The organism is Cryobacterium sp. PAMC25264 (assembly GCF_019443325.1).
Lineage (GTDB): Bacteria > Actinomycetota > Actinomycetes > Actinomycetales > Microbacteriaceae > Cryobacterium.
On sequence record NZ_CP080383.1, the window covers coordinates 2715602 to 2729583 of the forward strand.

A 13982-nucleotide genomic window follows, 5' to 3' on the forward strand; every position below is an offset into this window, starting at 1 on the left:
TAGAAGAGTCTGCCACAGGAATAGGTCATTGTGCAACCCGGGCGTGTCGCGTTGGGCGTGTCGCGCGATCCCCGTAGTTCCGCGGAACTCAGCCCGCTGGTCGAGCTAGTCGAGACCCGCGAATCGAACCCGTCAAGACCTCTCCGTCGAGCCCGTTGAGACCCGGTTCCGACCGCGCCACTCGAGCCCGTCCCGAGCCCACCGAAACCCCGCCTGTCGAGCCAGTGGAGACCCCGGCACGCCCGCCTGCCGACCCCTCCGAGGCTCCCCGCGACGCGCTGGGCACCCAGCCCCACTCATGCCGTGCCGGACCTCGAATCAGGCGTGCGAGTCATCAGAGCGCTCGTTACTCTGGTCCGACAAGGTAGGGCTTCAGGAGTGGTCCAAGTTCGCGAGAACCACGCTCGGTCAAATGCATTCCATCCGCGAGTACGGATGTCGTTCCGATATATGGCGGACAGAGACCGGCGTCCGAACAGAACCAACCCAGTGTCTTCGGATAGATGACATTCATGGCGTTGACCGCATCGACTCCCGCGCGCTGGGCATTCGCGACCCCAACAAAGTCTGTGGTAACTCCCGCGACGCAGTCCTGTGGTGTGGTCAGCCGGGTTGCACACGACTGAGGTGACCGCGCAAGCGGTGGTGGATCCAGCACCACGACTCTCGCCGCAGAAGCCGACAAGGCCTTGACCATGTCCTGAGTTCCCACTTGCCACTCTGCGTAGCCGGCCGGGCCTCGAAGGCCACTAGCGAGGCGCTCGATGGACAAAGTCGAGCTTGCTGTCACGACGAGGTCCGGGTCGATTCCTGCGATCCTCGCTACGGCCCATTTCCGGTACTGGTCGCAGACAGGATAGGGGGCACCACCGCCCAATACGACACTTGTGAACACCGCGGGACATTGCCCTATTGTGAGCACCTCTATGCGCCAATCCGGCAGGGCCTCTCTCAGTGCCGGCAAGTAGCTAATGCCGATGGAGTCGCCGAACAGCACCGCCACGTGAGCGCCATTTGGGTTGCCGTAGATGCAATGCTCCGCAAACTCAACGTTCTGCTGATCGGAAATGTCCGCTCCTCCGTGGAGGCAGCCGTCCTTGATCCACTCGCTCACGAAACCTTTGTCGCCCAAGAGCGAAGGGTCGGGGGTCAGCTCAGGCCAAGCGGTTGAAGTTAGAGCGGCCGAAACGGCCGCAGCGCGAGTTGATTCGACTGCCGACATCGGCGCCTTCGAACCCAGAATGCCCAAATTCGCTGCGCTAACCGAGGGCGTTGGTCGCGCAATAACCATCGCGGCGGCGACGAGAGCGACAGCCGTCAATAGCCGTAGGGAGCGCGATAGGGAGACTCTCGTTGGACGCTGGAATTTTCCTGACCGCGCAGACGCGCGCCAAGCACGCGTTCTCAGCGGCTCCTCAACCCAGTGATACGAAAAGACAGACAGCAAGAGCATCAGGATCCCGCTGAGAGTCAGGAACAGATTGCCACGGTCGGGGAAAAGCTTTGCTCCCAGGATTATGACTGGGTAATGCCACAAGTACAGGGAATAGGAGATTTTTCCCACGTACATGGATATCGGGTTTGTGAGCGGGTAGACGTCCCTAACTTCGCGACCCTCCCCTGCAACAAGAATCAGGGCAGCGCCAAGCACCGGGAGAATGGCCCAGGGGGCGGGAAATGAACTCTCCGTATTAATCCGGAGCGCGGCTATCCCAATTACACCTATACCTACCCAGCTCATCGGCGTTCGCCAAACGGCTGGCACCTTGCTCGTTTGAGTGGCGAGAGCGGCCAAGACTCCTCCCACCGCCAGTTCCCACACACGCGAGGGCGTGGCAAAGTACGCCGATGTGGGACTTGAAGACGTCTCGTATGAGGACCAGGCGAATGACACAATCGCGACGACGGCTATACCGATCCCCACCGCCTTCTGTGGGCTCCAGCGCCTCCACCTAGCTACTAGAAGAATGGTCACGAGTAGGGCCGGCCAGACGAAGTAGAACTGTTCCTCAACAGCAAGTGACCAAAAATGTTGCAGAGCGGAGACAGCGTCGCCAGCATGTAGGTAGTCGGTTCCGACACTTATGAACCGCCAGTTCGAGACGAATCCAAAGCTCCAACCGGCGTCCTGGAGAAGCTGCCCGAACTGATAGCTCGTGAGAACAAAATAGCCCGCTCCGACCGTGGCACAGATGGCGAGGAACGCCGCAGGTACCGTGCGCTTTAGCCTGCGCCGGTAGAAGTCTGCGAAAGAGATACGCCCTGTCCTGGCATATTCCCTCAACAGAAGCCCGGTAATCAGATACCCACTAATGACGAAGAAGATATCCACCCCGATAAAGCCTCCGACGGGCTTGCCGAGGAGGTGATCTGCGACCACGAGCAAGACTGCAATAGCCCTCAGCCCTTGGATATCGGCTCGTCGTGCCTCCTTGGTGTGTTTGGGTTCCATCAGCGGGAGGTTGAGCGCACTATGCGCTTCAGCCGGTTCACCTGCCCTCTGACTAGATCGACGAAATCCCATATTCCTTGGCACACCTCTCGGACTCAATCCGGCCGCGCCGGGCAATGCAGTTAGGGATTTCTATTCCTGCCTTCCATCGCTAAGCGTCTGCAATGGAGTTCATGGGCCAGTGGAGATCGGAAGAATTGAGGGCCCGTGGGTGATGATTCGATGGTTCCGATATCGCCCCAGGGATGGGGCGTCGCGGCCGACCCACGGACTCAAACAGCCCCGTCCGGGGTGACAACCGCACGCACGGTCCTCCAGAGGATCAGAATGTCGGCGGTCAGCGACCAATTCTCCACGTAGTAAAGGTCGAGGCGGATGCTGTCTTCCCAGCTGAGGTTGGACCTGCCGCTGACCTGCCACAGCCCGCTCATACCCGGCTTCATGATTAGCCTGCGGTGCGCGGCGTCGTCATACAGCGCCACTTCGGCGGCGCGCTGCGGACGGGGCCCCACCAGGCTCATCTCGCCGAACAGCACATTGAACAGCTGCGGCAGTTCGTCGATGGAGTACTTGCGCAGGAACTTGCCGACCGGGGTGATCCGCGGGTCGTTCGTGACCTTGAACAGCGGCTTGTCCGAGGTGCCCTGAGCGTCGAGCAGGCTTTCCAGCTGGTCGTCGGCGTCCTGCACCATGGACCGGAACTTATACATGCCGAAGGTGGCGCCGTGCCGACCGATGCGGTCCTGGCGGTAGACGATGTTGCCGGGGCTGGAGCGCTTGACAGCGATGGCCACGGCGATGAGCCCGGGCGAGCTAAGCAGAATGAGCAGCCCCGAGCCAACGATGTCGAAGGTGCGCTTGGTGACGCGCTTAACGCCCTCGAACTGCGGGTAGCTCACGTGGATGAGCGGCAGACCGGCCACAGGCCTGGAGTGGATGCGCGGGCCGGCGATGTCAGTAAGCGCAGGCGCCACGATGAGCTCTACGTCGCGGGCTTCGAGTTCCCAGCCCACCCGGCGCATGTCTTCGGGGCTGATCTCGTCGGCACCCGTGAGGATGACGGTGTCAGCGTTGGTTTCGTCGACCGCGACCATCAGGTCGCCGTAGTCACCCACGATGGGCACGCCGTGCACTGGGCCCTTGCCAACCGTGCCGTCCCGCGTGAGCGCTCCGACGAGCTTGAGCCCGGAGCCGGGGGTACGGGTGATGGTCGCGGCCACGTGCACAGATTTCAACCGCTCGCCGAGGAGCAGTGCCCGGGACAGATAGAAGCCTCGTGCCTGGCGGGCTCGCAGCCACTGGCGCCAGCGCCAGCGAGTGGCGATGAGCATCAGCATGCCGGCCGGCAACGCCGTGAGGAAGTAGCCGCGGGCGAAGTCGATTTGGAAAAGGAAAGCAACGATGGCAAACAGGCCGAACAACCGGATGGTCGCATCCGCGACGCGCTTGTACTCGAGCGTGCCGCTACCAATGACCTTGTGGTCTCGCGTGGCGAAGGCGTCGAGCATAAGCATCCAAGCGAATACGAGAACTACCGAGACCATCGTGTAACTAGCGCCAACGCTGATCCCGTTCGGCGTTGCCAGAGGAACTGTTTGCAGCCCGAACCAAAGCAACTGCGAGCCGAAAACCGCGACCAGGATCACGACCACATCTGTTGTGAACAGCCTCACTGCAAAAGCACGTTGCCACGATCGGCGTCGAAGTACCCCGGCCGTCCGTGTGTCGCCCACTGCCATTCGATCCCCCATCAGCGTGCAAGCCGGCCGCCCTAAACCGCGATTGGCGTGCATAGGTTACTCATCGTTCCACAGATTGCCCGGCACCCAGCGCCTTTTCAGCGATGATGTGCGTACCCCAAACGGGGGCGGTCGACGCTGGTAGCTGTGCGCCTAAACAAATCTCACATGCTTGCTCATCTAGGGTGGACCTGTGAATCCACGAGTCTCTCGGCGTATACCAGTACGCTCCGCCCGCGCCAACGCACGCCACGAACGTCGGCAATCCACAACAAGAAAGAGGGTGAGAATCGGCCTCGTCGTGGCCGGAATCTTGCTTCTCGCCTGTGTGACCTGGCTCGCCACTCGCGTGCTTGTGGTGAAAACGGACCTCGAAGCGTCTCAAGTGTTAGTTGATGAACTCCAGACCAAGATAGGAAATGGAGACTTCACATCGGTTTCCTCCACCAGCCAGAAGCTGCAGCAGAAGTCCTCCAGCGCTTCGGCCGGAACTGCAGATCTGACATGGCGCGCGGCCGAACTGATTCCCTACGTGGGCACCAATCTGTCTGCAGTGCGCGCGGTCGCCGAGAGTATCGATGACCTAGTGCAAGAGGTCGCCGTACCTGCTGTTGACCTTTCAGGATCCTTTGACATCACCGCGAGGGACCCCGTCACGGGGGGTTTCGACCTAACGCCGTTGGCCGAGGCAAAGACGATAGTCGCGTCGGCTCAGACCGTTATTTCTCAGTCGCTCGCTCGCGTCAACTCGGTCGATGCGAGTGCAACCGTCGGCCCGGTCAAGGCCGCTGTGGAAAAGCTCTCTGGCGTTCTGTCTCAGGCAGACTCCGCCCTGACCTCTGCGGCTCCCCTAGTGAACATTGCGGGTGCAGCCCTCGGTGCTGAAGGCGAGCGCAAGTATGTCTTGGCATTCCAGAACAACGCAGAGTCAACGGCACTTGGTGGCAGTTCTGCTTCCTACACGCTCATGAGTGCGAATGACGGAGCAATCGCCGTGGCCGGACAGGCCAGCAGCGCCGACTTCGTTGAGGGGGTTGCGGTTGACGTACCAGTGGATCAGAGCGCGATCGACCTGTACAGCGACTACCTACTCACTCACTCGAACACTTCGACGAGCAGGCCGGATTTTCCAACCGCGGCAAAGATCATCCAGGCATACTGGCTCCGAGACAAGGCCACGGCTGTTGACGGCGTAATTTCAGTGGACCCACTCGCCTTGGCCCAGATCCTTAAGGCCACGGGCCCCATCACCCTCAGCTCGGGCGATGTGCTGTCTAGCGATAACGCCGTGTCCCTTTTGGTCAATGAAATCTACTTCAGATACAACAGTTACACCGAGGGCGATGTTGTCGACAGCTTCTTTTCCGAAGCTGCCGCTGCAGTTCTGGACAAGGTCATGAGCGGTTCGTTCGACATGAAGGCGATGATCGATGCCATCACGTACAGCGTCGATCAAGGAAGCATAATGATGTGGAGTGCCAACCCAGAGGAACAAGCCGCGTTTGACGGCACTCGAGTCCAAGGCGTCCTTCCCGTTGCGAATGATGACGCGACTGTCGTAGGTGTGTATTACAGGGACACCTCGGCATCGAAGATCGACTATTACTTGCAGACGGCTACTCAGACCACGAGCGATGTCTGCACTGCGGAGACTCCAACTTTCACAACCACGGTCACACTCCACTCCAATCTCACCGTCGACCAGGCCAACGACCTGCCTGACTACGTCAAGAGCTTTAATTTTGGTGCCGAAAAGTTTCGTACTCAAATATTCGTGTACGGCCCCGTTGGCGCCACCGTCGCTGACGCTCGAGTCGATCAGGAGGGCATCGAGACAGTAGTTGATGCTGGCTCCAATGATCTTGGGCGGCCTGTTGCTAAGTTCACAGCCGACTTGGCTCCGGGCGAGACAACCGCTGTGACTGCGACGTTCACGGGCCAACCCGGACAATATGGAAGCCTTCAAGTGCGCGGCACCCCGATGATCAATTCCACTTCGGTCTCGATCGAGTCCCCCGGCTGCGGATAGCTCTACCCCCCTGGAGTGGCGCCATTTCGGCGCTCCTACTTGCGGCCGGCATGGCGGCTGGACCAGGTCTAACTAGGCGTTATGAAATTGCCTCAGGATCAGGTGATTCGGTATGGCGGAGGGCTAGGCGTGCACCCTCTATGGTTGTACCGTGTCACGTCCACGAGTCTCTGTCGCAGTCCTCGCCCTTATCTTGCTGAGCGGGTGCACAAGCGTCCCTCCGACCGAACCACCGTCTCCCGCTCCGCCGCTCCCGATTTCTCTCGCGGTGGTCGGCGATTCTGTCACTGCCGTGATGAGTCCAGACTTTGGCGCCGGCGACATCGACCCCGGTTCCTGGGTAATGCAGGTACTCGGAAAGGATTATTCTTTCGCTGGAGGATGGGCCGTCCCGGGCTCACACACTGCCGCGATGCTCGCACACGTTGTTCCTGTGGACGCTGACGTGCTACTAATCTTCGCCGGGACCAACGATGTCTTCTTCGGAGACGACATCGCGACGACGGAGGCAAACCTAGTTGGCATCGCTGACACCGTCGATGCGCGTCGCGTGGTCATTTCGGCCATCACTCCGCTCGATCCAAAGCCCGGACTCGCGGAGCGGTACAACGAGACGATCCAAGTATTCGCCGAGACTCAGGGCTGGGACTGGATCGATCCCACGGAAGATATACGAAATGGTGAGACCTACGTGGTGGGACTTACCGACGACGGACTGCGCCCGAATACTGAAGGCGAAGCGCTCATGGGACAGACAATGAAACTCAAGCTGGATGAGCTCCTCCGTGATTGAGATGACCCGGGCGCGGACGATGGCGCGCAGAGCGTGGGGGAACCCTACGTGTCAGGGTTGGGTGAGGCCAGTAGCTCAGAGCAAGTCCGCCGTTTGATGTAGGGCGAGAACCAGGAAGTCCCCGATCATGTCCAGCCCATCGTTGATCGTCGTGCGCGACGATAGTTCCATGAGTAACCGAAGTCCCGGCCCAAGGTCCGGCGGTCCCACGCCCCGCCGGTCCTACACGCCCGCGCAGAAGCTTGAGCATCTAGCCGCCTATGACGATGCCATCACCCGTAACGAGGGCGGCGCGTATTTGCGCGAGCAGGGCATCTATTCCTCGCAGATCACGGAGTGGCGAAAGCTCCGCGACGCGGGCGTTCTTGAGGGTAAACAGCCGGGCGAGAAGATCGGCCGGTTGAGCGCGGAGCAAGCCGAGATCGCGAAGTTGCGCCGGCAACTGTCGCAGGCTGAGCAGCGGTTGGCGACCACGGAAGTAGCGCTGACGATCATGGGAAAAGCACACGAGCTCTTGGAGCAGTTGTCCAAGAGCTCGCGGGACGAACCCCCGCACACGAAATCCTGATGGCCGCCTACCGCGACCTCACCGCCGCAAACGTCCCGACCCGCACCGCGGCCCGGCTGGCCGGAGTATCTCGGGCCACCGCAACGCGAACACCGGTCCAAACCCCGACACGGCGGGTCTCGGCGGTGCCAGTGAACAAGCTCAGCGAGGCCGAGCGAGCCCAGATCCTGACGTTGGTTCTATCGCCCGAGCTGGTGGATCTGGCGCCGATCCAGATCTATGCCCGCCTGCTGGATCAGGGCGTGTATCTGGCGTCGATCTCCACGATTTACCGGGTGTTGGCGACGAACAAGCTCGTCAAGGAACGCCGCCGTCTGGCCCGCCACCCTGCCCGGGCGATCCGGAACTGGTCGCGACCGGGCCCGGCCAGGTCTACTCGTGGGACATCACCAAGCTCGCCGGGCCCGTCAAAGGCCGCTACTTCGACTGCTACGTGATGATCGATATCTACTCCCGCTACATCGTCGGCGCCTACGTTCACGCCTCAGAATCCGGCGAGCTCGCAGTGGAGATGATGAAGGAAACCTTCGGCATCCACGGCGTTCCCCACGTTGTTCACGCCGACCGCGGCACGTCGATGACATCGAAGACCGTGGCCGCGTTGCTCTCGGATTTGGAGGTCACGAAGTCGCATTCACGGCCCCGGGTGAGCAACGACAACCCGTACTCCGAGGCGTGGTTCAAGACGCTGAAGTTCGCCCCGGTGTTCCCGGAACGCTTCGGCACTCTCGGCGAAGCACGCCTCTTCATGAACCGATTCGTCGAGGGCTACAACCACACCCACCACCACACCGGCATCGGGTTGAACACGCCCGCCGACGTTCACTACGGCCTCGCCGCCGGCCGCGCCATCGAACGCGGCAAGGTCCTCGCCGCCGCCCGAGCACAGAACCCGGAACGCTTCAGCAGCAGTGCCCCACCGAAGATCCTCGCCCTACCCGGGCCAGCCTGGATCAACCAACCAGCCGAACCAGCCGTCGTGGAGGCCGAACGGAAACTAGCCGCCTAAACTCACGCTGGCCTCATTCACCTTGACAAATTCCGGAACAGCACAATCAATGGAAGTTTCGACCCGCGATCAAATGCGTTGAATGCGCTTCGCCTTCTATTGGCAACAATGGTCGTCGTTTCCCATTCGTGGCAGTTGGGCGGTTACGGTCCTCAGCCGCAGGTCGGCGGCGTGGCGCTGGGAACCTGGTCGGTGTGCGGCTTTTTCGTGATTTCGGGGTATCTCATCACGCGTAGTCGCCTATCGGGACGCCCCGCAATCGAGTTCTACTGGGCAAGGTTCCTGCGCATCTTCCCGGCGTTTATTGTCTGCTTACTCGTCATTGCCTTCGTCGCGGCTCCCCTGTCGACCGCCATCGGCCCTGGACAGTACAGCCTCGTTGATGCAATCGGCTACGTCTATCACAACTTGTTCCTCTATCCGCCGGTGTATGGCCAGCAGTCGATTGGCGACACTTTGAATACGGTCCCGTTCGCTAACAACTGGGACGGTCCCCTTTGGACGTTATTCTACGAAGCGGCGTGCTACGTCTTTATAGGGATCTTCGTTAGTGTCATCCGCAGACGTTATCTGGCGACTTCCTTGACGATCTCCTTTATCGTTGTGACGATTGCTGCATCGGCCTTCTACTCGCGCTCACTCGCCGTAAACGAACTAGTCGTCATCGCCGCTCCGTTGCTTGTCGCATTCCTGGCGGGCGGAGTCGTCTACCTTTGCGGGAATCACATTAATGCGGGTCCGGTCATGGTGGTCCTGGCAATCGCGGCACTCGCGCTGGCTACAGCATCTGGTTTCGCTGTGACGCTGGCGCCATTGCCACTCGCGTTCTTGATCGTCAAGCTCGGCAACGTTCTACCGCTGCAGAAGGTTGGATCCCGTTACGATATTTCATACGGTATCTACATCTACGGATGTGTCGTACAGCAGCTCCTGGCGCTGATCTTCCCTGGTGGGGCGATATCAGTTTGGGCGTTTGTATCGCTCTCCATCCTCATCACCGTCCCGCTGGCCTTCCTTAGCAGCGCACTTATCGAGAAGCCTGCCTTGACATTAAAGACCCGAGTGCCGCAGTTGAGGGAACCAGCTGCAGCACCTGCATAAGTACTTAGTGCGTGCGCTCACGGCGTGACACGCGGCCAGGCGATGTCATCAAGCCTGTCGACATTCAGGGCCTCCACCCTGGCACCGGCGGGCCATTGCATGGCAGCACGACCATCGGTTTCAGCTAATGAAAGTCGGCGACCTGGCCACAACTGGGCTTGATCTCAATGGAGGTTGCTAGGCCGTTCGCTTGCGATCGAAACAATGAGAGCTGATGCCCCTGTGACGGCGCTCATCGAAGTTCCTCAGAGTTGTTGATCGATCTTCCCCAGGTCGCGGGGTTAGGTTAGCGGAAGTTTGTGCCGGTGGTGATGCGCCTGAGCTCGTCCGATGCGGCGGCGTGGTTGCGCAGTCGGTAGGACGCTCCGTCGAGGGTGACGACGACGGAGCGGTGCAGGAGCCGGTCGAGCATCGCGGCAGCGACGGTGGTGTCGCCGAGGATCTCACCCCAAGCTCCAACGGGCCGGTTGGTGGTGATCACGATCGAGGTCTTCAAGTAGCGCTGGTTGATGACCTGGAACAGCGCCGAGGCAGCCTCGGCCGGCAGCGGCAAATACCCCAGCTCGTCAATCACGAGTAGCGTCGGGCCGGCGAAGAAGCGCATCATCGTGCCCCACTTTCCCTCGATCGCCGCTCTATGGCAGCGGGCGGCGAGGTCGGCGGCGGAGGTGAAATAGACCCGGTAGCCGGCCTGGATCGCGGCATGGCCAAGGCCGGTAGCGATGTGGGTTTTTCCGACTCCGGGCGGGCCGATTAGCAACACGTTCGTCGCTGTTTCCAGGTAACGGCAGGTGCCGAGCTCAGCGAGCAGGTTGCGGTCGATGCCGGACGCGGCGTCGAGGTCGAAGTCCTGAAGCGTCGCCCCGGTAGGGAGGTTCGCGAAGCGGAACCGGCCCGACAGTTTCCGTGCATCGGTGGCGGTGACCTCGATGGCAAGTAGCTGCTCGAGGGCCTGGGTCAGAGACCAGCTCTCGGCTTGGGCCTGGTCGAGGATCCGGGGCAGCGCCTCGGCGGCATCGGCTAGTTTCAGGTCGGTGAGGTGGCCTGTGAGCTGTTGGTAGATGCTTGCCGATGTTGCGGTCGATAGGGTCGGGGTGGTGGTCATGGCAGGGTGTTCCTGTTCTTCGCGGCCTGCTCGTAGGCGGCCAAATCGATCACGGTTGTGGTGGGGTCGGGATCGCCGGTTAGCGCCAAAGCGGCGCGACGGGCATCAAGTCCGGGTGGGATGCGTTCCTTCTTCCGGTGCGGCCGCCCGGGTGGTGCCGAGGCTAAGGCGATGGCGTCGAGGGCGGTGACGTGGCCGCCGTCGCGGATTGTCACGCCAAGGCCGGGTTCGGCGAGCTGGTGGCGAGCGACGACAACACCGGAGATGGTGGCGATGTCGATCGTTGCCGCGCCCAGGCGTTGGTGGATCACCACCCGGTCTGCGGCCAGCTCTGGTGGGACGGAGTAGCGGTTGCCGCGCCAGTCGATCAGCGCCTGGCGGGTGGCGGTGCGTTGTTCGGTGACGACGACGGGGAACACGATCGGCGGCAACGAACGCAGCCGTTCGGCGGCGAACATCGCCGCGGCGGTGGTGGAGCCGTCGCGGCCCTCCCGCCGTCGGTTGTCCTGGCTAGTGGCGAAGGCGGTCAAGCGGTCCTGAGCTTGCTCGAGAGTGAGGTCATCGGGAAGGTTCCGCCACCACCTTTGGGCGGCGGTGTGGTTGTTCTTCTCGACCACGCTGTCAATGGCCATTAAGAACTGCCCGTAGGCGGCCAGCAGAATTGCCCGCTGGTGGCCACGGAAACTGCCCACTCATGGCCAACAGATCTGCCCACCTGGGTGTTGGTGGCGTTGGCCATGCGCGGTCGTTGGTGGTCTAACTCATCTTCGTGACGCCCTTCCCGGCGAGGGCCTGGGTGAGGCGGATTGAGTCGCCCGAGGTTTGGCAGACGTGGGCGTGGTGCAGGAGCCGGTCAACGGTCGCCGTCGCGAGGGTCTTGGGCATGAGCTCGTCAAAGCCGGCCGGGTGCAGGTTCGACGAGATCGCGATGGACCGTTTCTCGTAGGCGGCATCGACGAGTCGATAGAGGCCCTCGGCCGCGTCGGCGCCGACTTCGAGCAGCCCGATGTCATCGATCACGATCAAGTCCGAGCGCAGGATCCGGGCCACGACCCGGCCGACGGAGTCGTCGGCGCGGTGCGCCCTGACGAGGGCGCCGAGGTCTTCGAGTCGGAACCAGGCGACCCGCATGCCGGCCTCGACGACTTGCTGACCGAGGGCCTCGAGGAAGAACGTCTTCCCGGTCCCGGAGGGCCCGCAAACGACGACGTTTTCCTTCCGGCCGATCCATTCCAACGTGCGGAGCGCATGCTGGGTGGGCACCGGGATCGAGGACGCCGTCTCGTCCCAGGTGTCAAACGTTTTCCCGGTCGGGAACCCTGCCGCGCGGCGTCTGGTCGCGAGCATCGACCGGGACCGGCCGGTGACTTCCTCGACGAAGAGGGCCTTGATGATCTCGGTGGGTTCCCATCGTTGCGCCCGGGCGGTCGCGATGAGCTCGGGGGCCAGGGCGCGGGCGTAGGGCATCTTCAGCTGCCGCATCAACACTTCCAGCTCAGCCGGCAGCGCGGGCGCGGCGGTTGCCGTGACGCTCATGCGCTTTGCTCCAGCGTGTCGCCGTCGGCCTGCCCGATCGCAGCCCACCCAGCGGTGCCCTGCGCGAGCGAGCTGGTCTCCGTCGCTGTCCGAGCGGGCGGGCGGGCGCCGCCTGCCCCGAGGAGGGAGGCGAGGTCACCGGTCGCGAAACGCCCGTAAGTCGCCGCTTGACCCAGTGCCGTGTCGACTCGGGCGGTGCCACTGATCTTGGCTAGCGCGACGGCTTCGGCCATCTTCACGTTCATCCTCGCGGTGCCGGCCGCGGCGGCTTCGAGTAGCCAGGCGTGCGCGCCGGCGCCGATGGCGAGGAACTCCGTTTCTGCGCTGCTGCGCGGGGTGATCGTGTAGTCGCCGGGGATCTTCTCCCGGTGGTCCGGGAAGTGGGCGTCGTCAATACGTGGGCTGCCGGGCCGGGCCCGGTGGTGCCGGGCGACTTCGACGGGTCCGTCAGTGCCGACGTGGACGATGACGACCTGCTCGTCGGCGCCAACGCCGTGGCTGCGAACGAACACGCGGGCGCCGAGCAGGTGCGCCGGGACGGAGTACTGGCCGGTCTCGAACGTGACCATCGGCGTGTTCTCCGGAACGGCGCGGGTCAAGCCCAGCGCGACGGTGTGCGCCGTGTCGGGGACCCGGTGCAGCCGGGGTCGTTCCTCCTCGAGCATCGCCGAGGGCTTGCGTTTGGTGGCGCGGTGCTCCCGGTTGTTGACCTCGACCATAAACGTTTCGCAGGCCGCTTCGACCTCGGCGAACGAGGCGTATTCGGCGCAGGTTGGTGTCTTTGGGCACGATGTCAGCCTTGGCGAGCTTCACCGACGACTCCACCCCGCCCTTGGAAGCCGGGTCTGCGGGCTGGCAGGTAAGCACCGTCACGCCATAGTGCCGGGCGAAGTCGACCGTCTGCGGGTTGCGCACCGGAACGCCGGCAACATGCGAGACGGTGACGGTCTTCTCGTTGTCGGTCAGGACGTAAGTTGGGGCTCCGCCGAGAAGCCGGAACGAGCGATCCAGCGCGGCGAACACGCTTGGCGCCGTCCGATCGCGCAGCGCGATCACGATGCGGAACCGTGCCCAGGCCAGCCAGGCGACGAACAACACGGTCTTCTTGCCGTCGATGACGGGGCCGTCGCCGAAGTCATACTGCAACCACATGCCCGGCTCCGTAATCCACGGTCGGTGCACTCGCACCTGGCCCAGCCGGAACGCGGCGCGGACCTGCGCGACCGCCCGCCGGGTCGACCGCTCGGAACCGTCATAGCCCAAGGCCCGGAGCTTCTCGTGGGCCTTGTCGGAGCGGATCTTGCCTGGGACTTCTCGACCCATTCCTCGATCTTGGGTAGGAACGGGTCCGTGACCCGGCCCCGGAACGCGGGCTCGGCGATCGGCCGGCCGGCGTCGCGGGCCGCGACGTGCCGGGCAACGGTGTGGTGCGAGCAGCCGGTGAGCTCGGCTGTTGCGCGTAACGACCCGGTCAGGTCGTAGGCAGCGAGTATTTCCATGATTTCTCCGTCAAACTTCATTCAGGGCCTCTTCCTGGGCGACTTTGATGCGACTAGACACCGTCATCAAAACCCAGGAAGGGGCTCCCGCCGTGTAACCGGGCGGGGGTTCAGAAATAGAAGTGGGCAGATCTCATGGCCACCAGCGGGC

Annotated in this window: 8 protein-coding genes and 2 pseudogenes; 4 read left to right on the plus strand and 6 right to left on the minus strand. The window is 62.4% G+C overall.

The genetic code is table 11. The annotated features are described in order from the left end of the window. Window positions 1-346 precede the first annotated feature (346 nt). Both KY500_RS12645 and KY500_RS12650 read right to left on the minus strand, forming a co-directional pair. Window positions 347-2452, minus strand: coding sequence for an acyltransferase family protein (locus tag KY500_RS12645; protein WP_219900851.1), 2106 nt, complete (start codon window positions 2450-2452; stop codon window positions 347-349). Window positions 2453-2724: 272 nt separating this feature from the next. Continuing rightward, entirely contained in the window at window positions 2725-4245 is a 1521-nt protein-coding gene (locus tag KY500_RS12650) for a sugar transferase (protein WP_236900724.1), read from the minus strand. Between the two features lie 229 nt (window positions 4246-4474). On the opposite strand from KY500_RS12650, the gene KY500_RS12655 reads away from it, so the two are divergent. From KY500_RS12655 to KY500_RS12670, 4 genes and pseudogenes are all read left to right on the plus strand, one after another. After that, complete coding sequence (locus KY500_RS12655) at window positions 4475-6220, plus strand: DUF4012 domain-containing protein (RefSeq protein WP_219900852.1); 1746 nt, start codon at window positions 4475-4477, stop codon at window positions 6218-6220. A gap of 268 nt (window positions 6221-6488) precedes the next feature. After that, on the plus strand, window positions 6489-7013 hold the full coding sequence (locus KY500_RS12660) for an SGNH/GDSL hydrolase family protein (protein ID WP_255579273.1): 525 nt from the start codon (window positions 6489-6491) through the stop codon (window positions 7011-7013). Between the two features lie 169 nt (window positions 7014-7182). Next, a pseudogene (locus tag KY500_RS12665) lies at window positions 7183-8590 on the plus strand (IS3 family transposase). 78 nt (window positions 8591-8668) lie between these two features. After that, the gene (locus tag KY500_RS12670; RefSeq protein WP_255579275.1) at window positions 8669-9691 is read left to right on the plus strand and encodes an acyltransferase; all 1023 of its coding nucleotides are present in this window, start codon (window positions 8669-8671) and stop codon (window positions 9689-9691) included. Window positions 9692-9977: 286 nt separating this feature from the next. On the opposite strand, the gene istB (KY500_RS12675) is transcribed toward KY500_RS12670, so the two are convergent. The 4 genes and pseudogenes from istB (KY500_RS12675) to istA all read right to left on the minus strand — a co-directional run bounded on the left by istB (KY500_RS12675) (window position 9978) and on the right by istA (window position 13852). Continuing rightward, a complete protein-coding gene (istB, locus tag KY500_RS12675) occupies window positions 9978-10796 on the minus strand; it encodes an IS21-like element helper ATPase IstB (protein ID WP_219900855.1) in 819 nt (272 codons plus the stop codon). Then, window positions 10793-11428 carry a hypothetical protein gene (locus tag KY500_RS12680; RefSeq protein ID WP_255579276.1) on the minus strand — a complete coding sequence of 212 codons (636 nt, stop codon included), beginning with the start codon at window positions 11426-11428 and terminating at the stop codon, window positions 10793-10795. The genes istB (KY500_RS12675) and KY500_RS12680 overlap by 4 nt, the downstream gene beginning before the upstream one ends. Window positions 11429-11552: 124 nt before the next feature. After that, complete coding sequence (istB, locus tag KY500_RS12685) at window positions 11553-12332, minus strand: IS21-like element helper ATPase IstB (RefSeq protein ID WP_219900856.1); 780 nt, start codon at window positions 12330-12332, stop codon at window positions 11553-11555. Continuing rightward, a pseudogene (gene istA / locus KY500_RS19620) lies at window positions 12329-13852 on the minus strand (IS21 family transposase). Before istA ends, istB (KY500_RS12685) begins: the two are co-directional and overlap by 4 nt. Window positions 13853-13982: the final 130 nt, after the last annotated feature.

Bases quoted from the DNA above. Each gene is read 5' to 3' on its own strand.
- KY500_RS12650 (WP_236900724.1), bottom strand. From the start codon at position 4,245: ATGCACGCCAATCGCGGTTTAGGGCGGCCGGCTTGCACGCTGATGGGG.
- istB (WP_219900856.1), bottom strand. From the start codon at position 12,332: ATGAGCGTCACGGCAACCGCCGCGCCCGCGCTGCCGGCTGAGCTGGAA.
- istB (WP_219900855.1), bottom strand. From the start codon at position 10,796: ATGACCACCACCCCGACCCTATCGACCGCAACATCGGCAAGCATCTAC.
- KY500_RS12645 (WP_219900851.1), bottom strand. From the start codon at position 2,452: ATGGAACCCAAACACACCAAGGAGGCACGACGAGCCGATATCCAAGGG.
- KY500_RS12680 (WP_255579276.1), bottom strand. From the start codon at position 11,428: ATGGCCATTGACAGCGTGGTCGAGAAGAACAACCACACCGCCGCCCAA.